The sequence below is a fragment of the Coprococcus sp. RTP31081st1_H1_RTP31081_211007 genome, from assembly GCF_040227275.1.
GTDB lineage: Bacteria > Bacillota > Clostridia > Lachnospirales > Lachnospiraceae > Coprococcus > Coprococcus aceti.
Genome location: NZ_JBEHVP010000003.1, coordinates 259,943 through 283,083, shown reverse-complemented (window position 1 = coordinate 283,083; position 23,141 = coordinate 259,943). Strand labels below are relative to the sequence as shown.

17 protein-coding genes and 1 other annotated feature are annotated in these 23,141 nt (G+C 41.2%); of the genes, 3 read left to right on the top strand and 14 right to left on the bottom strand.

Going from position 1 to position 23,141, the window contains the following annotated elements; translation table 11 throughout:
- The first annotated feature begins 96 nt into the window (after window positions 1-96).
- The gene (locus ABUA31_RS07700; RefSeq protein WP_161171477.1) at window positions 97-1,443 is read left to right on the top strand and encodes an MATE family efflux transporter; all 1,347 of its coding nucleotides are present in this window, start codon (window positions 97-99) and stop codon (window positions 1,441-1,443) included.
- Between the two features lie 95 nt (window positions 1,444-1,538).
- Here the strand turns inward: ABUA31_RS07700 and ABUA31_RS07695 are convergent, their stop codons facing one another.
- The 14 genes from ABUA31_RS07695 to ABUA31_RS07630 all read right to left on the bottom strand — a co-directional run bounded on the left by ABUA31_RS07695 (window position 1,539) and on the right by ABUA31_RS07630 (window position 21,645).
- Window positions 1,539-6,173 carry a glycosyl hydrolase gene (locus tag ABUA31_RS07695; RefSeq protein WP_349818682.1) on the bottom strand — a complete coding sequence of 1,545 codons (4,635 nt, stop codon included), beginning with the start codon at window positions 6,171-6,173 and terminating at the stop codon, window positions 1,539-1,541.
- Between the two features lie 1,079 nt (window positions 6,174-7,252).
- Window positions 7,253-7,921 (bottom strand): ABC transporter ATP-binding protein, encoded by a 669-nt coding sequence (locus ABUA31_RS07690; protein ID WP_055271992.1) that lies wholly within the window; start codon window positions 7,919-7,921, stop codon window positions 7,253-7,255.
- Between the two features lie 8 nt (window positions 7,922-7,929).
- Window positions 7,930-10,695 (bottom strand): FtsX-like permease family protein, encoded by a 2,766-nt coding sequence (locus ABUA31_RS07685; protein ID WP_055271993.1) that lies wholly within the window; start codon window positions 10,693-10,695, stop codon window positions 7,930-7,932.
- A gap of 83 nt (window positions 10,696-10,778) precedes the next feature.
- Window positions 10,779-11,090 (bottom strand): hypothetical protein, encoded by a 312-nt coding sequence (locus ABUA31_RS07680; RefSeq protein WP_349818681.1) that lies wholly within the window; start codon window positions 11,088-11,090, stop codon window positions 10,779-10,781.
- A 135-nt stretch (window positions 11,091-11,225) separates the two neighbouring features.
- Entirely contained in the window at window positions 11,226-12,527 is a 1,302-nt protein-coding gene (locus ABUA31_RS07675; RefSeq protein ID WP_055271996.1) for a GHKL domain-containing protein, read from the bottom strand.
- On the bottom strand, window positions 12,528-13,250 hold the full coding sequence (locus tag ABUA31_RS07670; protein ID WP_055271997.1) for a LytR/AlgR family response regulator transcription factor: 723 nt from the start codon (window positions 13,248-13,250) through the stop codon (window positions 12,528-12,530).
- Between the two features lie 124 nt (window positions 13,251-13,374).
- Window positions 13,375-14,589 carry an aminotransferase class I/II-fold pyridoxal phosphate-dependent enzyme gene (locus tag ABUA31_RS07665; protein WP_055146066.1) on the bottom strand — a complete coding sequence of 405 codons (1,215 nt, stop codon included), beginning with the start codon at window positions 14,587-14,589 and terminating at the stop codon, window positions 13,375-13,377.
- Between the two features lie 180 nt (window positions 14,590-14,769).
- Window positions 14,770-15,011 (bottom strand) — a binding site (T-box leader).
- A 47-nt stretch (window positions 15,012-15,058) separates the two neighbouring features.
- On the bottom strand, window positions 15,059-16,192 hold the full coding sequence (locus tag ABUA31_RS07660) for an alpha/beta hydrolase (RefSeq protein ID WP_055271998.1): 1,134 nt from the start codon (window positions 16,190-16,192) through the stop codon (window positions 15,059-15,061).
- A gap of 16 nt (window positions 16,193-16,208) precedes the next feature.
- Window positions 16,209-17,102, bottom strand: a complete 894-nt coding sequence (locus ABUA31_RS07655; protein ID WP_117875315.1) for a Fic family protein — start codon at window positions 17,100-17,102, stop codon at window positions 16,209-16,211.
- A gap of 142 nt (window positions 17,103-17,244) precedes the next feature.
- Window positions 17,245-17,865 carry a flavin reductase gene (locus tag ABUA31_RS07650; RefSeq protein WP_055271999.1) on the bottom strand — a complete coding sequence of 207 codons (621 nt, stop codon included), beginning with the start codon at window positions 17,863-17,865 and terminating at the stop codon, window positions 17,245-17,247.
- Between the two features lie 137 nt (window positions 17,866-18,002).
- The gene (locus ABUA31_RS07645; protein WP_022217424.1) at window positions 18,003-19,676 is read right to left on the bottom strand and encodes a hypothetical protein; all 1,674 of its coding nucleotides are present in this window, start codon (window positions 19,674-19,676) and stop codon (window positions 18,003-18,005) included.
- 207 nt (window positions 19,677-19,883) lie between these two features.
- Window positions 19,884-20,531, bottom strand: a complete 648-nt coding sequence (locus tag ABUA31_RS07640) for an alpha/beta hydrolase (RefSeq protein WP_055272000.1) — start codon at window positions 20,529-20,531, stop codon at window positions 19,884-19,886.
- Window positions 20,532-20,793: 262 nt separating this feature from the next.
- The gene (locus tag ABUA31_RS07635; protein WP_118649501.1) at window positions 20,794-21,465 is read right to left on the bottom strand and encodes a hypothetical protein; all 672 of its coding nucleotides are present in this window, start codon (window positions 21,463-21,465) and stop codon (window positions 20,794-20,796) included.
- A 15-nt stretch (window positions 21,466-21,480) separates the two neighbouring features.
- Complete coding sequence (locus ABUA31_RS07630) at window positions 21,481-21,645, bottom strand: helix-turn-helix domain-containing protein (RefSeq protein WP_118649502.1); 165 nt, start codon at window positions 21,643-21,645, stop codon at window positions 21,481-21,483.
- Window positions 21,646-21,769: 124 nt separating this feature from the next.
- Between ABUA31_RS07630 and ABUA31_RS07625 the strand changes: the two genes are divergently transcribed.
- Window positions 21,770-21,928, top strand: coding sequence for a CopG family antitoxin (locus tag ABUA31_RS07625; protein ID WP_055222395.1), 159 nt, complete (start codon window positions 21,770-21,772; stop codon window positions 21,926-21,928).
- A 254-nt stretch (window positions 21,929-22,182) separates the two neighbouring features.
- Entirely contained in the window at window positions 22,183-23,085 is a 903-nt protein-coding gene (locus ABUA31_RS07620; protein WP_055222394.1) for an RpnC/YadD family protein, read from the top strand.
- The last annotated feature ends 56 nt before the right edge of the window (window positions 23,086-23,141 follow it).

Here is a 23,141-nt window from a genome sequence, read left to right as displayed (position 1 = left end):
ATTTTTCTTTAAAATTAAGCAAAAACCACATTGACTTTATCGCGAACTGTTGTACAATCGAATATCAGGCGCAAAAATTAAGGAGGTTTATTATATATGAAAGATCTAACAGTCGGAAAGCCAATGAAAGTCATATGGTTATTTGCTGTTCCTATGATACTGGGACAGATCGCACAGCAGTTATACAGTTTTACAGACTCAGCCATCGTGGGCAACTACGTAAGCTCACAGGCACTCGCCGCGGTTGGCGCAACCTCAGTCATTTCGAATATGATAATAGGCTTCCTCAACAGCGGAACCATGGGGCTTGCCATCCCTATAGCCAAATACTATGGTGCAAAGGACTATCACAATATGAGAAGATGTATCGGTGCATCGGCCATCATGACACTGCTGGCATCCATTGTCCTGACCGTTCTGAGTCTAATATTTATAAGGCCTATCCTGGTACTTCTCAAAACACCAGACGACATACTGGATATGGCAGCAAGCTACGTTATAATCATAATCGTTGGAATCATATTCTGTTCATTATATAATCTGTGCGCCAACATACTGCGTGCAGTCGGAGACAGCAAGACGCCTCTTATATTCCTCGGTATATCAGTTGTCCTCAATATTGTTCTGGATCTTATGTTTATAAGGGCATTTGACATGGGAGTACGAGGTGCAGCCATCGCCACCGATATATCACAGGCGCTGGCGGGCATACTTGCCCTGATCTATATACTTGTGAAGGCCAAGCATCTGATTCCGGAGAAGGATGAATACTCCGTAGAGAAGAGTGACCGGTCAGACCTCATACAGTCCGCACTTGCCATGGGATTTATGAGCTGTATAGTGAACATCGGAACGGTCATACTCCAGAGAGCCATCAATGGACTCGGAACTGATATAGTAACCGCCCACACAGCGGCAAGAAAGATATTTGATATCCTCATGTTCATGTTATATATAGTAGGAAATGCCGTGACGACATATGTAAGCCAAAATATGGGCGCAGGCAGATACGACCGGGTACATCAGGGTGTGAGGGCTGCGATCATCATAAACACGATCATAACCACTGTCATGATAATATTCGGCTGGCTGCTCAGCCCGGCACTTATAAAGCTGGTTGCAGGTACATCTGCCAGTGCCATCATAGATCCGGCCGTGAGATATGTAAGGATCGGCGTGACGTGCTTCTATGTACTTGGTCCTCTGTTCGTTCTGAGATGTGCAATGCAGGGAATGGGCAGGAAGATCGTTCCAGTTATGTCATCCACTATAGAATTGGTTGGAAAGGTACTTGCGGTTATGATACTCACTCCAAGACTTGGATATCTCGGAGTTACCATCACAGAGCCTATCATCTGGTTCTGCTGTACACTGATGCTCTCCATAATGTATCTCACAACCCCTGTGGAGAAGCTTGTTGAGAAGAGACGTGCTGCAAACTGATATTGCATACAAATATAAACCAACAAATAAAGCCCCACTGACGGTGGTCTTCATCACCGCCGACAGTGGGGCTCTTTGTATGGCTAAAATGAGTATTACTTCTTATCCTTTTTGATAACGATATAGCCTGCACCAGCCATGATAAGTGATGCTATCATTATCGCAAACATTACGTCTACAGGTGACTTATCTCCTGTATTTACCACGTTCTGTCCATTTCCACCTGTGCTTCCATCCGTTGTTGCTGCTGTGGTAGCCTCAGTTGTCTTGTCGTCATTGCCAGGCTTCTCAGTTGTTGGAGCCTCGGTAGTCTGATCCTCTGTGGTTGGATTCTCTGTGGTTGGAGCCTCTGTTGTTGGATCGTCCTTACCCGGATCTGCCGCATCCTTCTTAACCAGTGACTTGTCTGTTATGATAAGTCCATTCTTGTCCACTGGATTCTTCTTGAGCATATCATCTGTGAGCTTCACTGCCTGGATTCCATCAAAGTAGATAGTTGAGTCAACTGTCCACTTGCCAGTGTGATCCTCCGGCACGATCGAGTTGCACCATACAGCAAATTTGACTATATCCGATGCATCGAGTGTACCACCCTTCTTACCCTTGAATGAGCTGAATGGAATAGTAACATACTGTGCCTTTGTTCCCTTTACGAAATCTGTGAGGTATACCTCAAATTCCTCGCCGCTTCCATCTGTGATCTGGATCACAAGCTTCTGTCCCATACCGTCCGGCTGTACCCACATCTCAAGCGCATTATACTTTGAGAAATCATTGTTTGTAAGCTCTGACTTAATTCTTCCTGTCCACACCTCTGATCCATTTGTCTCAAGCTTATACTTGAACGCACCGCCGTATGTGCCACCGTTCTTATGTGTCTTGTCAAGAACAAAGCTTGAGCTGCATCCTGCGGCTGAGTTAGATGTGTATGTGGAATCCAGAAGTCCGTCGCTTCCTGAATAGTACTCGAAGTCCTCGATGACATTTGCAGGAGCCTTATCCTTGGCCTTTCCAAGGCTTATGTGTGACAGCTGTGCGAGCTGCTCGCCATCTGCCAAGAGTGTGATGGTTGCTGTATCTGTCTTTCCAAGCTTGCTGAGATTCTTCTCTGTAAGATCAGCCGTGTAAAGTGTTGGCTCTGATCCTGCAGCGGCAATCTCGGCTCCAGCCTCAGCGTTAAGTGTAAGCTTAACACCTGTATCAGGATTGTTGATAATGAACTGAACCTTTGATGCATTCTTAACACCAGCCTTGAGTGTTGTCGCCTTGAGGATGGTATCTCTGTCAAATGGATATACCATGTAACCCATCTGGCCCGTGTATGTATTTGCAGATACTCCTGCAAGGGTTCCCATGTTACTGTAGAATCCTGTATCGCCACCAAATATTGATGAGTCGTCGTTATAATACTTTATGAAGTCATTGATAAGCTCCTGTCCATGTGTAGCATCATACTTGTATGGTACATAGAAGTTGCTGTCTCCGAAGTTTGCCCATACAAGGTAGTATGGCATGTTGTTCTTCTTCGCAATGTCGTTGACTTCCTGATACCAGTTCTTTCCTGAAGCCTCTGTTCCAACCGGATTACCCTTTACGAGAAGTCCCTCGTTGTCTGAACCATCCTTCTTCATGACTCTGACACCGCACTCAGCGATGGCTGGTATCTTGCCTCTCTTTGCAGCTATTGATGACACGATATTACATGTTGTATCAAGACTGTCAAAGAAAGAGTTGTCTGCTGCTGCAGGGTACGAATTGTAATCGTTGTAATAGTCAAATGCAAGGATATCTACATACTCATCGCCTGGATAGTATGACACGTAAGCTGCCTCTGATGTTACAGGTCCGTTTGGCGAGTATACCCAGAGAAGGTTGTGTACACCGCTCTGCTCCATGTAATCCTTGGTATATCTGTAGAGAGACTTGTATGTCTCAGCTGTGTTCATTGATCCCCACCAGAACCAGCTTCCTGTATTCTCGTGGAATGGTCTGATCATGATAGGTATTCCGGCAGCCTGAAGCTGTGATGCGTAGTCTGCGATCACATCGAGGTAAGATGTAAATACCTCATTGTACTCTCCACCTGGGAGAATCTGCTTTACTATGTCATTTGACAGATCCTTGGACTCTGAGAAATCACATCCGTAGAAACTGTATGTTCCATCCGAGTTCTTCACTATCTTGGAGCTGGAGAAGTTTGGCATATGCATTGACAATGACACGATCGCACCATTTGCCGCTGCAGTCTTGCTGTATGCCACTGAGTTTGCCAGTGCCGAAGCCGCGTCTGAACCGCCTGCCTCCGAGCCTGTAACTGCCAGTGAGTCGATTCCGAACACACCGCTGACCTGTCCAGTCACATCATATACATCACCGAGTGACGCCTGTGGATTTACGCTTCTGCTCACATCATTCTGATGTCCGAACAGAACCTGATCACTATTCATGAGCGTATTCAGGTATGCCGCAAGTGCCTTTGCACTGTCTGCTGCATTCGCATCGCTCACTCTAACTGATGATGGCATCTGTGAAAGATCCGCTGGTGAACCAGCGCCAGGAGTCTCTGTTATCTCGACAAAATCCTTTGTTGTATCTGCCTGTGACAGAACAAGATTATCAAGATATACATTTCCCTTAAAGCTTGTGCTGCTTCCTATGATTCCTATTGTCACATCTCTGAGTAGTTTATCTGTAGGAGTAAATCCCATAGTAACTGTAACCTTCTTTAATCCATCTCCGATATCCTCTGCATCATCGTCGATGGTTGTATCTTTATTTATTATTCCATCTGCAAAAAACTTGATCTTACTTCCCTTGAGCTTTGCCGGGTAGATTATATCCACACTGAGCTGGTTGTACTGGCTCACATCCATAGCCTCTGTAGGAACACACTTAACCTTTGCCTCACTCCATGAGGAAGTTGAATCTGCTGAGTAGTCAACAGAAACCTTAAGTCTCTCATTTGCACTGTCATATGATATGTCAGGTGTGGCATTACCGGCCTTGTTGGCTGCATCGCCGTGCTTGTATGCATATCCGGCCTCTGTGCTCCACTTGTCATAATCCTCAGCCGATGAGAGATCTGAGATCACAGCAGGATCTCTCTGCTCAAGTCCGCCGCTGCTCTCCTTAACATCAAGTACCTTAACGTTGCTTATTGTGATCTTGCCGGCATATGCTGAGTTTGAATTGTACTGGAATACGATCTCCTGTACATTTCCCACCTCTGATACATCAAATGCAAATGATATATCGCACTTGCCATCTACAAAGTTCTCAGCCTTGATGAACGGATAGTCGCCTGACTTGGCGTAATCCCAGCTGTCGCCTGTCTTCATGGCACATGCAAGCTGGATCGCATTGTATGATCCGTCTGATGCCTCAGCACCGTCAAGGCCTGATATATCGCCATCAAGTGAAACCGTAGCTGTGAGCTTTGCCTTTGCTCCAACTTTGACATTGTCTACTGTAGGAAGATCTGTATAGCTTTCTGTATCATTGCTGGCAAATGCCTTGTCTGTCCACTTTGCATCGCTCGCTGTGTCAAATACAAGGCTTGCATCTGCGAAGTTTCCAGCCTCTGTCTCAGTTGTAGTCGGCTTCTTGCCACTCTCTACCTTGTCAACTGCAACGCCGCCGATGAGAACCTTTCCTGTAAATGCTGAGTTTGCATTGTACTGGAATACGATCTCCTGAACATCGCCTGCATCCACTCCGTTAAAGTTGAACTCTACGCTGCACTTGCCATCTGTAAAGTTCTCACTCTTTAAGAATGGATAGTCATCTGACTTGACATATGTCCAGCTGTCGCCTGCCTTGATAGCGCAAGCAAGCTGGATCGCATTATATGATCCGTCTGACGCCTCAGCACCGTCAAGGCCTGATATATCGCCATCAAGTGAAACCGTAGCTGTGAGTTTCGCCTTTTCACCTACAGTTGCACCCTCTATTCTCGCCATATCAGCATATGTATCGCTGTCATTGCTGGCGTACGCCTTATCCTTCCATGTCGTATCTGAAGCAGCGTCAAATGTGAGAACTGCATCTGAACTGCTCCATACTGTATTGTCTGTGATCGAAGGTGCTGCCACACCTGTCACATTTCCTGTTGCTGATGATCCGCCACCTGGCTCTTCTCCACCACCTGGCTCCTCTCCTGAATCATCACTCTGAATCTCTACATCAGATATTGATATTGTTCCAGTATATGCAGAGTTTGAATTGTACTGGAATACTATCTCGTTCGCAGCTCCTGTATCCTCCACATCAAATGCAAATGATACCTGTGTCTTGCCATCTGTAAAATTTTCCGCTTTAAGGAATGGATAATCATCAGACTTGGTGTATGTCCATCCATCGCCAGTCTTGATTGCACAGGAAAGCTGGATCGCATTATACGTTCCGTCAGCAGCCTCCGCACCATCCAATCCTGAAAAATCTCCATTAAGTGTTACATTTGCCGTGAGCACAGCCTTTTTACCCACAGACACATCATCGATCCTGCCTAACTCTGGGTATGTACCTTCATCATTGCTGGCATAAATTTTATCTGTCCACTTGGCATCTGCGCCAGTGTCAAATATCAGTTTGTCTGTAGTGATGCTCCACGCCATTTCCGCAGACGGATCTGCTGCATCAGCTGAGACTATTGCCCCTGCACTTCCCCAGAATGAGCCAACCATTGCAACTGCACATGTCACAGCAACAAGTCTTGTTCTAAATCTCACCATATTTCCTTACCCTTTCTTTTTTGTGATATTCCTCCACTTTACTCACCACGAACAGCCTAATTCGTGATTAATATTTATACATATACTTATATTAACTCATTTTTTAATTATTGAACATGTCATTAATTACCGAATATTTAAGTTGTTTTTTATTGCTTTTGCACGCCATATTAGTCAATAATTTAAGTTATTTGCAATTAATATTAGTTTCTTGTTGCCGCACGGATTGTTATAGCTCGCAGAGCGGGCAATCAGTGGTTTAACACACGTTGTAATTAATACATAAAAAAGCCAGCTGGCATAATACCAACTGGCTTTATATTAGTTTATTCATTTTTCAAATATTGAAGTATCTAATCAAAATATCTGAATGCTTCCACACATGCCATTGATTCTTCCACTATATTATAAATATCTATGAAAAAATTCGTTGTGCCTAGAGATTAAACTTACCGGAATATAAACTATCAGGGTACGAATTGCATCTACTCATAACATGCACTGCATGAACTTGTATATGTACCAACCTCTTATAAGCACTGGTCTTGCGGTATGTGATATGACCTGATGCCCTTGAAACACCACTCATATCTTGTGTTTTGAACAATCACGATGGATCAAATCTGGTATCAAATACCTGCGTCCTGGCACTTCAATCATGCTATATACAGCATCTACATGTGGACTGATTCAAGATTTATCTTAAAGGCATCTCGTGTGGAAACAACTTCCCAGTTCTGAGTTACCATCATGATAAAAATGTTCTTCAATTGTCTCCAACGGAACCTCCTCCTTTCGTGAACTTGTACCACGGATCTCTGTTTCCTGCGCACCATGTGTAAAGTCTTTTTCACGATTCTATAAATCTCTGAGATAACTTCGTACATGTTACGTGTCACGGGTGACAATCTATGGTGTGCCATCTGTATCTTTTTCAAATGGCCGTTCTTTAATGTACTTTTATTATACATGATGCAAGGCAAATCGTCAACATATTTTTTGACAATTTATCAATTTTATTGTCATTGTTGTTGCGTTTTATCATCAAATTGTCTTTTATGTATATAATTGTGTGAATATTATACACATTTTATCTGTCCATCTTCTATCCTTACGATACGATCGGCCTGATCTGCTATATTTCCATCGTGGGTAACCATAATTATAGTCTGTCCATCTTCACTCTGCAGTTCTCTAAGCAGTCTCAGGACTTCTTTTCCTGATTGAGAGTCCAGATTTCCGGTAGGTTCATCGCAGAGCAACACTTTTGGTTTGTGTATGAGCGCTCTGGCTATCGCAACCCTCTGCTGCTGTCCACCGGACAACTGTGACGGATAATGTGTCAGTCTCTCTGAAATTCCAAGTTTTTCAGTAAGCTTATCAAAGTACTCCTCATCTACCTTAACCTTATCTATCATCATTGGCAGGAATATATTTTCCTTTGCTGTCAGCTCTGGCACCAGATTGAAGAACTGGAATACGAAACCTATATTTTTTCTGCGGAATTTTGCAAGCTGTGCATCTGAATATCTGAGTATATCTTCATCATCATAGAATATCTCTCCTTCTGCCTTTGTATCCAGTCCGCCCATCAGATGTAGCAATGTTGACTTTCCACTGCCTGATGTTCCTATAATCGCCGTAAATTTTCCATACTCAAATTCCACGTTACAGTTGCGAAGTGCATGAACAGCATTTGTTCCTTCACCATACGTCTTATTTAAATCCTTTATCTGAATCATATGCATCGTCCCCCTTACTCTTTTTCAGCCAGATCATCAATTATCTCTTCCGATTTCTTCTTATGAATGACCAGCACCGTAATAATCGTCGAAATCACAACAAGGAATGTTCCTATCAGTACCAACGCTCTTCCCACAGGGACAACAAATATCTCGCTGTCGAATAGAAATACATGCTGGAGTCTCGTTACCTCTTTTATAACATCTGCATCGACGTTCCATAAATCTGTCTCCGGCCAGTTGAACATGTTTAGCGCCTGTTCGTACTTGTAGCGCAAAAGCCATCTCATGCCATACACCATACCGGCTCCGACAGCACATGATACCAGGGCATTTCTTATGTTATGCCATATAAACGTCATGTTCCATGAGTGCTTCTCCATTCCAAGAGCCCGCATGATCGCCACGTTCCGCCTGCCATTCTGGTAACGCATGGTGACAAGTTCCCAATATCCCCATGCCGCCATGATAAGAAGAATAAAGAACAGACATATTGTGCTCGCATACTGTGATATATATGCCTCACGATACTCCTTATCACACTCATCTATCGTTCGTATCCTGAGTTCCATTGAAGAGTCCAATATGTCAGCAAACCTGGATACAACTCTATCAATATCTCCCCTGTTGCTTAGAGATATATATGTAACGTCATAACATGTCTTAAACATCCCAATACTGACTGCTGTGTCCTGTGAGGCCACTATTGCATATCCATACTGTGAAGCTCTGCCAAGACCTGCATACAATATCGGATCGCTCTCCTTTGTGGTCTCCGGAATCACAATTATCGCATCCACGATTTCAACAGTCTCCTTGTATTCGCCTTTTCCGTTCACTGTCATTGTATGCATTACATCGCCTATCTTATATGGCGACTCCGCGGTCATTCCGTCATATTCATATTCAACACACGCCACACCATTTTTATGGGTACCTATTGACCCCTCTTTTACATATTTATCCAGCTTTCTCATTCCGTTATCATCCAGCCATATCGCTGGAACATTGAAATAAAATCTATCGTCTGCATGATAGAATTCTTCTGTATCTTCAGGAAACTGGACCTCCGCCTGCCACAATCCATCCGGAATATCCTCGTCATTTCTATCATAAAATATATCAAAGCCATCGTTTGTGGAGAAACTCTCTATTGACTTTACTTCGTTCATATCCGCAATGCTCTTGCGCCCATCCTCAGTAAGTCCTGTATCTGTAAGCAATACTCCACCAGTAATCCCCGACCCCTGATCATAAAGGCATATATCTACATCACTGGTTTCCATATCCAATTGTCCATATGTATAATATGTGTCTCTGTCCAGATCATCATTGTGAAAATATCCTTTTCCCTTGCCGTCCATAGAGCAGAATGCGTAGCACATCACCGCCGCAAACAGGATCAGGGCAACAGACAACATCTGCATTATATTTGCAAATGGAATACCGGAAACCACCGACTTGATTCTCCCGAATGATCTCACACGATCTCTTCTTATAAGCCTTCTTCTTGATTTTATATGAAGATATATATAAAAAAGTAAATATCCAAGGGTAAATGTACCTGTTGCACACACAACAGAGATTACAAACGGATTTTCCGTAATCTGCTGTACACACCACTCCACTGTATAACCGCGCAATTTAGGCAACCCCAGAAAACGACTTTGAATCTCAAGTATGACTTCATATACAGTGATTCCAACGACTCCGCCGCATACCACTCCAGAAACCAACAGGATTCCCCATTCCAATATATGTATCCAAGCCACTTTCATCCGGCTGGCTCCTATATCTCTCACGATATCCAGGGATTTCTGTCTCTCGCTCATAACAGTTATCATCACGCCAAACAGGGATATAGCCGACAAGATCACAGCAATGACACTGAAATATAGTATCCCCTGGACAGAGTCCGACAGATAACTTTCGCTGTTGAGCTTCTCGTTTCCAAGGGTAATGTTGCAGATATCTTCTGCAGCCGATCTGCTGCGGCCGGATCTTGGCCATATTCCAGTTTTGTCATAATAATCCTGCGCAAACTCTTCCATAGCGCTCTCCGACTGCTCTGTTATCTCGTCATCACCATACAGGGAGACAGCAGTATATACGAATGTACTCTCGTCCAAATCACAGTCATCCCGCCATAGATATATAGTTGGCATCTGTACTTCCGAAAGGTCTGATCCCCAGTCTACTCTGTTCTCCTTAAGATCTCTTCTGCTGTCTGTACACAATACACCTGTGATAGTAAACGTAATCTGTCCCACATGTCTACCTGTTCTCAACAGATATGTATCATCCAAATCATAACTGTCAAAGGTTACTTCCTTTCCAACATACGAGTCAGGATCAACAGTAAAAAACATATCCTCCAACACATAATCGTACACTGCTGCCTCCCCGGTTTTTTCAGGGAATCTTCCCGACGAAAGCTTTACATATTCAAGATCCTCTGCCGCATCGTCAATATATGTACCATATGTATACTGTGTTTTGTCATTTCCCAGCTTTCCACATATAGCCGTACGCCCGATCATGCTGACCCTTTTGTCTTCTGACATCTCCTCATAGGCATCACTGCCAAGATTGCTATACAGATAAAATGTCTTACTACTTCCCCGCAGCTTGTCATCATACTGCCGTCTACATTCTGTTCTCTCCATCAAAAGTGCAATCAACAGGAAAGCCGTTAATATCACTATCGAGGTAAGCATGCTCGCAAACTGCTTTTTATGATATCTCCAGTATTTTGTTATCAGAAATAAGTTTGTTTTCATATGTCCCCCCCGCTATACACAATTAGCCCCGTCAAATTATGACGGAGCTATATTTCTATATTTTTAGCACATTCTTTATAATATCAGCATCTTACTCTGAACGATCCTGCAGTCCTATTATTTGCACCAGTCGGTTCAGTATAAAAATAATATGTTTTTCCTTTGCTTACTCCAAAAGTTGTTGAAAGTGAAGTACCTGTGCTCCCTTCAGCAGGCGGATATATAATCTTTGCTATATTTCCCATTCCTATGCTTATACACAGTAGAGACAATAATGTTACAATTCTTTCGATCAATGTTATGCAGGCATATATATAATGTTCTCTTAATTGTGCAGTAATTATTTTTTCTTTTTCCAATGTATCAACTATACTCTCTGCAAGTTTTGCAACCATATTGCGCCCCCATATTTGTAATATAGTAACGAAATTACCCAATAGCAATATGTCTTGCAGAAAATGACATTATCTTACAGAAAACAACAAAATTGCCCGGGAAATTGTTTGATTAAGAATTTCTCAGGCAATTTATCATAATACAATTGAAAAATAAAACTTATTATCTTCACATCCAATCGTATATGTTCCATTATATTTATCTATTATACTTACAACATTTTTTATACCTACTCCATGTTCATCGAATATATCTCTTTTATTTGTGACAATCTCCTTTCCCCGGTATGATAAATATTTTCTATTGTATGAGTTCTCAACAGACAAAACTGTCTCATTATCCTCTACGGTGAATCTAAACATAATAATTTTTTTACTATCACATTTTTCACAGGCTTCAATTGCATTATTAAGTAAATTTGCCAACAATACTACCAAGTCTTCATTTTCTATATTGAGATTTTTTAAATCATTCACTTTAACTACAAATAAGATCCCTTTTTCAGTCGCTTCATTATATTTTTCATTAAGTATTGAATTTACAATAACATGATTCGTGTCTATACATATTTCGTCAGACCTAATTTTGTTTTTCATCTTATTTATATAATTTTCCAAATCAATATACTGATGGTTATCTACCAATGCAGAAATACATAAAATATGATTTTTGAACTCATGTGAAATACGCTTCTGTCTCTGATAATTTTTTGATATCGAATCATACAGGTTCAATTGATTTTTTACTTGTATTTCAAGAACTTCTTTTTCGTGTTGCTCTATAGCGTTATCAATCACACTATTCAAAATTACATATACGATTAAATTCATTCCTATCATGCCAAATGCTATCATATAAGCAACCCCTATCTGTTTTGGACTATCTATATCAGAAAAAGCCGCTATCATTCCAGCTATAACCATAATAGTGAATATAGGAAATACAATAAACTTTAACCACTCTGAATCCCTAAGCATCTCTGTTTTTTTCCGATAAAAGAAACGCTTTATAAATAAGATAATCAGAAATAATACCATCTTGTCTATTACTATCAACAGCACCCCCTGCATCTCATATTTACTTTTTACATCTCCCGCTTGCGACAATATATGGGAATTTCCTACATAAACTACATAATCTATCCCCCACGCCATAGCCAAAAATAACATGGCTAAAATTACTGAACGCCATATACTTATTTGATAAGTCAAAAACATTATTGTTGAGATACTTATTATTGCAACTATCAGTTTTATTATTTGGACAGATGATAGCAATAATCCACTGGCAAAAAAACATATTACCATAACAACAAATAGCGTAATTTTTTGCCATTCTTTTAATTTATCTCTTTTATATACAAAGCTCTGAAAAAATATATTGCAACAAAACGTCTCAAATATAACAATAAATAAACTTCCAATATATTCAAACATCTACATTCTCCCCTTAAATGCAATATACTTTTCTTCCACCGCCCTATACCTTGCCCTTGGTATGGGTATCGACTCTCCTGTAAGTAGTAAAACACTATACCTGGAAACCTTTTTGACAAACATTAAATTAACCAAAAAACTCTGATGAACCCTGATAAATCTATTTTCTTTAAATTCTTCTTCTAATTCATCAAGTCGTCCATACATGTTTTTTACGCCGCTTTCTCCACTTATGTGAAACTCCAATCTATGAAGACTACTCTCGACATATATTATCTTTTCAACCATTATTTCTAGCGGACCCTCTGTGAATATAAATCGTCTTATCTCCCTTGAAGTATTGATCTTTTTGTCAATTGCATCCATACATTCTTCAATAGCAAATTGAAAATTCTCATTGTTTTTTAATAAATATCTAACCGCTCCAACCTTATATCCATCAATTGAATAGTCTATATATGCTGTGATAAATACTATAAATATTTTTTCACTATATAATCTTATCCTTTGCGCAACATCAACTCCATTCATGCCCTTCATATTGATATCTAAAAATACAATTAAATAATTTACGATCTTCTCACCTAACTCACACAATTCCTCTCCCGTCGTATATATATCTATCTCGTATTCTATATTTTTTCTTTTCAAATAGTCCTCAAGTCTCCTGTATATTTCATTTCTAAAATATCTTTCATCATCGCAAATTGCTATCTTATACATTTGTGCCCCCTGGTATAGTTTATCTATTATGTTAATTTTATAACATTTGTCATATTTTGGGAATAAAAAAATAATAGGCAGACTGAAATCTCAGCCTACCTATTATTTCCCATATATTTATATTTTACTGATGATAATAGCTCAGGAAATCAGCCAGCTTTGCTGTTGCTGCCTTGAGTATCTCCATATTCGGAAGATATACTATTCTGAAGTGATCCGGATCCTTCCAGTTAAATCCCGTTCCACATGTGACGAGGATGTGCTTATCCCTCAAAAGATCAAGAGCGAACTGTTCATCATTTGTGATGTTGAACTTCTCCTTGTCAAGTTTCGGGAATATGTAGAACGCTGCCTCCGGCTTAACCACACTTATTCCCGGTATATCGCAGAGTGCTTTGTATATATACTCCCTCTGATCATAGATCCTTCCTCCCGGCAAGAGCAGCTCATCTGCACTCTGGTAGCCTCCAAGACAGGTCTGAACTATACTCTGAGCAGGAACATTCGAGCAAAGTCTCATGGATGACAGGAGGTTAAGTCCCTCTATGTATCCCTTCACATTGCTCTTGTTTCCGCACAGACACATCCAGCCAACTCTGTAACCTGCAACTCGGTGTGACTTACTCAGTCCGTTAAAACTTATCGTGAAAAGGTCAGGTGCCAGTGAAGCCAGAGCCACATGCTCTTTATCATCCATGACGAGCCTGTCATATATCTCATCGGCAAAAAGGATAAGTTCATTCTCCCTTGCAACCTGAACTATCTGCTCAAGAACCTCCTTTGGATAGAGAGCTCCTGTAGGGTTGTTAGGGTTGATGACTACGATTCCTTTTGTTCTTGATGTTATCTTTTTCTTGATATCTTCTATATCCGGATACCAGTTGGACTGCTCATCACAAAGATAATGAACCGCTGTTCCTCCTGCCAGGTTAACAGAAGCCGTCCACAACGGATAGTCAGGCATCGGGACAAGTATCTCATCTCCCGAATCAAGCAGTCCCTGCATGGACATGGTGATAAGTTCGCTGACTCCATTTCCTGTATATATGTCATCGATTCCCACATTTGGAATATTCTTCAGCTGGCAATACTGCATGATCGCCTTTCTTGCAGAAAAAAGTCCCTTTGAATCCGAATATCCCTCGGTATCTCTGAGGTTATATGCCATATCCCTTACAACTTCATCAGGTGCCATAAGTCCGTGCGGTGCAGGATTTCCTATGTTCAGTTTAAGGACATTTACCCCTTCAGCCACCATTCTGTTTGCCTCGTCCATAACAGGACCTCTTATGTCGTAACACACATTGTCAAGCTTTGATGATTTTTCGAATTTTCTCATGATACACACTCCTTTATATCTCTTGATCCCTTGTTGTCTGTGTTTGCTGATTGTTGGTTTTAACTTGCGTTTTCTTCGAGATTACTCCGCATCTGCCGATGCCCGCGAGCAAGCTCGCGCATCGCAGCCGCTTGTCACCCTGAAAACGCAAAATAAAAGCCCTAAGCATACTTATAATATGCTTAGGGCGAACTTTCTTGTCCGTGTTACCACCTAAATTCAGGAACTTATTCCTGCTCTCAGCCGACAGCCATCACTATCGTTGTTCCTATAACGTGGAACCTTCCGTTGACCACTACCCGGAAAACTTTCGCGGTCACAGCTCGGGGACTGCTTCCTTAAGGTGTCCTATAGGCTCGCACCAAACGCCTACTCTCTGAAGTGACAGTGACTTAAGTACTCCTTCCTGTCTTTGCCTTTATCTGATTTTTAGGATAGCATTCTGATGTCGTGTTGTCAAACAGTTTTTTTATTTCATAAATGCACACTCATCCTCGTTACAGAGTATTCCCTCTGGATTGTACATATTCATATGGAATATATGGCCGCTGTCAGGATTGTTCTGTCCATACGCTTTTGTGATATGTGCAACTCCAACTTTGTTCAGCACCTCATCCAACGCTTTTGTATGTGATGCCAGATCATCATTTACACTGTACATGAGGTACGCCTCCGGGAAATCAGTATTTATATAATCAAGCTGATCCATAAACAACTTGTACTGTTCCTCCGTCACAGCATATGCCTGGCTTATTTTCTTACTTTCACATTTTTCAGCTTTGTCGTGTGAACTTGTTTTTCCGTCACTATTCTGGTCATCATCCACATCATTTCTCAGATACCATGCGGATATATTGTCATTTCTCTCTGCCATCTTGTATGCACCACAGTTAAGGCATACCTTCTTAGGCAGTAGATCATATGTGAAGAAATCAAGCTTTGCCCTGTAATCGCTGTTTGATGCTATGATGCAATAATTTGCCGTGAGCTGTGCCCCCGCCGAGTCACCGACCATATAGAAATTATCCATGTCTATTCCAAGTGTCTGCGCATTCTCATGGATATACCGAATGAGATACGCCACATCCTCTATGGCCGTAGGATATTTGTTCTGCGGTGACAATCTATAGTTAAAGTTCACCACCACGTACCCGTGCTCCGCAAGAAGGCAGCAATAGTGGCTGTACAGTTCCTTGTCACCATAGAACCAGCCTCCGCCATGCACGCTCACTATCACCGGATATTTTCTGTTTTCATCTGTCATATACGATATTGGAACGCAGATATCCATGTAGCTGTTGGATGTATAGCTTGCAGAATCCACGTCTGCGGCATCCCCGGAATCGGCAAAGAATATAATGTTCCTCTCTACACCTTTGTCCCATGTTTCAATCAGCTCATTGAAACGGACCTCATCAAGCTCCTTTTTGTAATCCAGATTCTTTATCTGTACAACATTTGCCGGATATTCAAGCCCTCTGTCTCTCGCCGCATCACTTGCTTTCCAGGCGTGGCGCATATTTACCCATGCCGGAAGATTCTTCTCCACCGCACCGCGGCTGAATATCTCTGCTACGTTCTTCATCATTCTTTCTCTGTCCATAATTTCCTCCATTATTTTAATCTCTGTGCTGTATCCTGAAATAGTCCAGGTACTTTTTAAACTTATCCTGCGCAGTAAGGCAGGTATCCCGCAGATATCCTCTTTCTCTATTCCATTCTGAAAGTCCTCTATAATAATACCATTTGAGATCTTCATCTATGATAAATGGAATTATATCATATTTCAGACACTCCTTGAACAATATCAGCCTGCCAACCCTGCCATTGCCATCTTGAAACGGATGAATACTTTCAAATTCATGGTGAAAATCCAGAATATCATCTAGTGTCTTTTCATTGAGCTTGCGGTATCTTGCAAGGAGATTTTTCATTTTCTCTGGAACTTCTTCCGGCAAAGCCGTATCATGACCGCCCACCTCATTCGGAACTTTCTTGTAATCTCCCACCGCAAACCATTCTTTTCGTGAGTCCTGAGTTCCATTCTTGAGAATCAAATGCAATTCCTTTATCATTTTCTCACTTAATAAGTTCTTTGCATCATCGATCACCAGATCTATACACCTGAAATGATTGGTCGTCTCGACTATATCGTCAACATTTATCGCCTGATCACTCACGCCTATAGTATTTGTCTCATATATATACCGTGTCTGATCATGACTGAGCCTGCTGCCCTCTATATGATTGGAATTGTAAGTGAGATCCACCTGTATCTTATGATAAATGCCACCTTTAATTCCATTTTTTTTCTCTTCTCTCAGCACAGTCAGCAGATCCCGGTTCTCTTCTCCCGCAGATTGACGCATTGGTTTCTGCGCAGAATCCGGTATATTCCACGTCTTTCCCGTCAGAAAAGCCCCAGGAATCTTATCATGAGCGCAGTAATTTCTAACGGTTCGTTCTGACACATTCCATTTTTTTGCAGTCTCTGCAACTGAAATATAACCCATGAAAATCCCTCCTTTTACGCAATGGGCTTTTATCATCTGCACAGTGTTTTGTATATAGATAGTATATGCCGTTACCGGCAAGAAATCAACTTTTTCAAGATTTGAAACCGTTCATTTCTTGCCGATAACGGCATATCTTACATTACTCATATATAGGTTCAAAGTCGTCTGCTCCGTGTCCACACAGAGGACATACATAATCTGCCGGGAGCTCACTTCCTTCATATACATAGTTACATATCTTGCAGCGCCATCCCACTATCTTCTTATCTGTCTTAGGAGGCTTGTCTGCCTTTGGCTTTACATGTGCCTGATAATCAGCATATGTGAGAGGAGCCTTGTCTGACAGCATCTTTGCATCAACCACCTCCGCGATGAACAACGTGTGCGTTCCGAGATCATGGCTCTCAACTACCCTGCCACTGATAACCGCACAGGCATACCAGCCCATGTAAGGGATTCCGTTGACATCCTCCGGCATCCTTATTCCTTCGAATTTGTCCACGTCTCTTCCCGACTGGAAACCGAAGTGCTTTATCGAGTCAAATGTACACTGCTCGTCAAGTACACTGAGGGCAAACACACCACTCTCCTTGAGCAGATCACATGTGTAATTCGTGTTGAGAACCGATATCGCAACCCGCGTTGGATTGTTCGCCACCTGTATACAGGTGTTGATGATGCAGCCATTTGCCTTGTCGCCCAGCTTTGTGGACAACATGAAAATCCCGTATGATAAACTGTAGATCGCCTTTTTATCCATGATAATAACCTCCTTGTCAATCATAATTAATCAGTTATATAGATTTATTCTCAATAAGATATTTCTATAATACCACATTATCATGCAAAAAGCTCCCCCTGTTTATCACAGGGAGAGCTTTTATTTAGTGAATAAATCTATCTCTCAACAGATATTATGTCATTTATGCCGTTGTCTGATTCCTGATAAAATACTTTTATTTTATCCCCGCTCTGTATAAATATCAGTTCCTCGTTCTCTGAGAAATCCTGCTTGTATACATTGCCATTTTCATCCGTGATATACACATATGTCGTCTCATCCATGTTGATATATTTGATATCAGCTACCGTGATCTGTCTGTTTGGTATATCGTCCGTCATACTCTGCGTGCTCTTAAGTCCGTTCTCTGCCAGCAGCTTGTTGTATGCCGCAAGTGCGTCCTTCTGGGTAGTGCCTGTAGCTACAATATTGTACTTCTCCACATCGACAAGCGCATACATCTTTACCAGGCCACCGTTGTCCTTTAAGACCATGATGTAGGTTGGTATTCCGCTGATATTGATGAGTGATGGGAAGGATGCCTTATAACCAAGATGCTGTACCTGTCCCTCTGCCGATGACATGGCTGAGTATTCCTCTGCACCTGCCACCTTATAATATTTGCTCTCTCCTGTCCGGAGATTCATCAGAGCAAATCCTATGTTGGACTCGTCACCATTTACCGATGTGACACCTGTATATACCCACACATCGCCGTCCATAACCTTGTAACCATAATCATCCGTAGTCCTCTTGCAGCCCTTATTGCCAAATACGCTGTTCCAGTAGCCGCCTGAGAGCTCGCCGTACCAGTCGTATTTCTGGCACACCAGGTCGCCATCATATACACGGTCCACCCAGTGTGGAACATCACTGACTTCATGATACTCTGTATCGCCCGTACACGGATCGCATATAACCACGCCCTTTACATCCTTTGCACCGAAGAGTCCTGCATGCGACTCAAGAACCGGACAGATGTAATATGGATTGCCATCGTCACTGAGCTCCAGATAGAAACCTTCAAATATATATGTCGGATAAGCCATCTGGACATGTCTGTACAGGTTCTTGTTGAAATACGCTGAAGGTGAATACACTATAGGCTTTTCAGTCTGTATATAGTGTGCCTCATTCTTTACCGGATCGACAAGAACATAACCCGGGATTCCGTTCTTCCTGTTGTTCATATATTTGATGAAGCCCGCATAATTGAGTGCTGCGACTTTCATCGGCGCGCCATTATAATCTATAGTGCTGTAATTGCCGCTGACCTCGTACTGGCTGACCACATCCGAGAGTGAACCGACGGCTCTCTCACCTATGATCCTCGCTGTGCTTGTATCCATCAGCGCAATGTCATTTATCTGCCTGCTCTCCGGGATATCTGTCTGGAAATCTCCATCCTCTATATTGATGAGACTTGCATACTTTGATGCACAAAACAGTTTGGATGACGCCGCCACCATAATGAGTCCGACCGCTATCATTATTACTACTATCCATGCTGCCGGTTTCGTTGCTTTCGTTGCGACACTTCTGGTATCATTACTCTCCACCGTGAAATCAAGCGTACAAAAGCCAACAAGCGCAACTGAAATGACCATCCATACCCAGAAACTTGTACTCTGTATATTGATCGCCGGTGTTGCCGCATAATAGTATATAAGCTCTCCCACAACAAGCACTGCAAATGCTATCGCATTCCATTTGCCGAGCCTTCCTGGGGGCTTTGCAAATATCTCCTTTGCCGCTCCTGTGCTTTTCTTTTTCTTTGTCTGTTTACCCATGTTGCCCTTCTTTCCGGCTTACCACGGTCTGATTTTTCACTGCATATACTTACCGGATCGTGTCTGCCATTAATCTATCTACTCCATATGTCTGCCCCATATATTATCATCTATTCCGATAAAAATATATATCTATCCGGTATATGTTATGCCTCGTATCGTTCTGCCAGTGAACGATTGTATATATGTGCTCTCCTGTGCTTTTTGTTATCCTTTTGCCTTCTCTATCCACTTCACAGCCTTCGCCAGCCTCTTCCCGGAATCGGCAAAATGTCCGCCTGGATTTATCTCATATATCACATCGTTGTCCTTCTTCAGCAGACCGCAAATCTCCTTTGTCCGATCCGCCACAGTTGCCATAAGTCTGTCTGACGTTCTCGATTCCTTGCCGCCGAGGCTGATGTATATACGTTTATTCGCTAGTGTCGGCTGGCTGTTTACATATTCCACAAATCCCGGATACCACATTGAACCTGAACATGTGGCACACCCGGCAAATATATCAGTCTGATACATTGCCCAAAGTGCAAAAAGCCCGGCAAGCGAATATCCCATAATATAAAGAGGTCTGTTCGCCCGACTTTGAATATCCAACTGCGGTATGACCTGATGTTCTATATAATCCAGTGTCCGTCCCGCCTCTCCGGCAAATGATCCATCGACCTCATCCGATCTCCACGGTGAGAGATCCCTGTTCCAGTCATCTATCTGTATCGCAACAAGTGTAAACTGTTCTTCTCCCACCAGTTCTCTGATAGAATCCGCTGTGTGCTCCAGTTCATCTCCCCTGTGTGGGTACATGACCCAGAGGATGATCGGACCATTTTCCGAAGATATAAGTGTGTGTACCTGCATGTTTTTCATCTCCTATAGTGTGTCGGCTATCTTCTGGACTTTCTCCACTGATATGTTCAGTTTCTCATTTGTTTCCGTTAGCCTGCGCCTGTTCAAATCTTTCGTCCTGCGTCAATACGCTCATGAGCTTTAACACCTCGTCCTTATCTGTACAAATATCACATCAAGACCAATAATGCAATTGAAAACGATATGAATCGAAAATAACCCACTTGCTCAATTGAATTTCACAAGTGGGTTATGCATAACTTTAAATGATATTTTATTCTAAATCAAAAGATAAATCTGACTTATATCCCTGACATTTCGACCTAAATTCCTCAACCTTATTTCCTGCATCATCATAATTACCTGTTGGACTTAAACAGAACTCATAGAAACTGTTTGCCTCAACATAGTATTCTTTTAATTTTGAATAATATGACGCTGACTCTGGTATATTCTTTATACTGTTCTTTGCATCATCCAGCATCTTACTTATATCATCATATGTTCCATCGTTTTTACGACACTCTATATAACAATTAACAACATTTGAAAATGAGTCTACTCTTACACGATATAATCCATCAAATCCTTGCCTAACCTCAAAAAAGTTATTTTTGTTATTTATATCAATAAATGTTTGAGTATCTACCCCTAACTTGGCACATAAATCATTTATGAATACCTCCCCATTTCCCTCACCATCATCAGCATCATAAATACCATAATACCAAACAGTTATAATACCATCTGCCACATCGGTACTCTTTTCTACAGCATCATTCAACTCTTTATACACAGTTTTTGCTTCATCCTTATTTTCTTGTACTGTAGCCTGAGTAGCGGATTTTGCATCATTACCACTATTGCTACCTCCACATCCGACTACCCCCACTGCCATACATAAGGTAGCCATAATTATACATTGCTTTTTTATAAATCTTCTCATTTGTGATTCCTCCTATTATTTTTCTTTAAATGGATTCGGGTAATTAACCGGTATATGATATGGTGAACCCTTTTTGTCCTGAGTTATCCGTGGATCATTTGTATTTCTACAAAAGTCTTGAACTCGTCTTTGGGTTACTCCCCATAATTCTGCTGCAACTTTGGTTCCCATTTCAGACATATTCTCCCCTCCTTAAAAGTATATTATTTTCGCTTTCGTTTTATCCTACCTTATCATACTTTATCCTACTTTTCAATATAAAGTACACCTCAATGCTATATTACAAAAAAAGGCAGGTGATTGAATGAAACCATTAAAGAATAAAGTAAGTATTACTCTCGATGAAGATCTAGTAGAAAGAATAAAACAACTGGCCGAAAATGATGACAGATCTTTCAGCCAATATATAAATCTGGTATTAAAAGATTATGTAAACAAAGTTGATGCGACCCATCCAAAATAAATGTTTTTAGTTATAAAATGGCTGATACTCACATCATCAGCCTTTTTGTAACTGCATTTCTATTTTTCTCAAATAGTATTTCTTTCAAAAACCATTTTACCAAATGTAAAATCACCCCCATTTTTCCTCGATAATTCCACTCTGAGCGTCATTTTTGCGCTTTATAAGCGCATTTGCCTAAATCTATTGACTTCCTGTTTTTATTGCTATAAAGTGTGCCTACCGGCCGGAACAATCTTACACAGGAGGAATATATGCCTAAAAATAACAATGACTACGATGATATTTTCAAGACTCTAAAATACAATCACAAGCGTCTGTTTATATCACTGATCAACAAAGCATTTAACAAATCATATCCATTGAATATTGTTCCAACAATCTTACCTACTGACAGTTATATCGAAAACCCAGATACTGATAAAATCGAGGAACGTGAATCTGATCTATTGATGAGTATTTGTGGTGATACCTACCTGATTGAATGCCAGAGCTATGAAGATGGCACCATGGCGATCAGAATTGCCGAATATGCTTTTCTGTCTGCTCGGAATAATGCCGTTTGGGAAAACGGAAGGGTTATTCTAAATATGCCTGCATATGTAGTTGTATATATTAAGAGCAGTGAACATACTCCTTTATATACAGAAATCTCATTGAAATTTCCAAATGGGGAATCCGTAAATTATGATTGTAAAAATATCTTGCTAAAGGACATTTCCAAGGAAGACATGATTTCTGATAGACTGTTTCCTTATATTCCATTTTACATAACGAGATATGAGAATGAAATCTGCAATAAGGGCAATATCGATTCTGCATTATCTGATCTGTTATATTTTAGAACCGAACTTACAAAACTTTACCAGAATAATGAATTGTCACCGGAAGAACTTTTGGATATAATGAATTATATAAACAGGATCATTAAACATATTGCGGATGGCAATGAATATGAGGAAAGGATGGTGAGTATCATGGGTGGTACAGTGGAAGAAACCCCATCTCAAAAACTCAAAAGACTGGAAGATGAGAAAAATATACTCAGTCTTTTTTCAAATGGAGCAGATTTTGAATTGATCAGAAAGTCTTTTTCCGAAAAAATCATTTCAAATGAACGATTATTGGAACTGCAAAAATCAGCTACACAAAAATAAAATTTCACAAGATATAAGGATCATCTGTGGGTAATCAACTTGCTCACGGATGATTT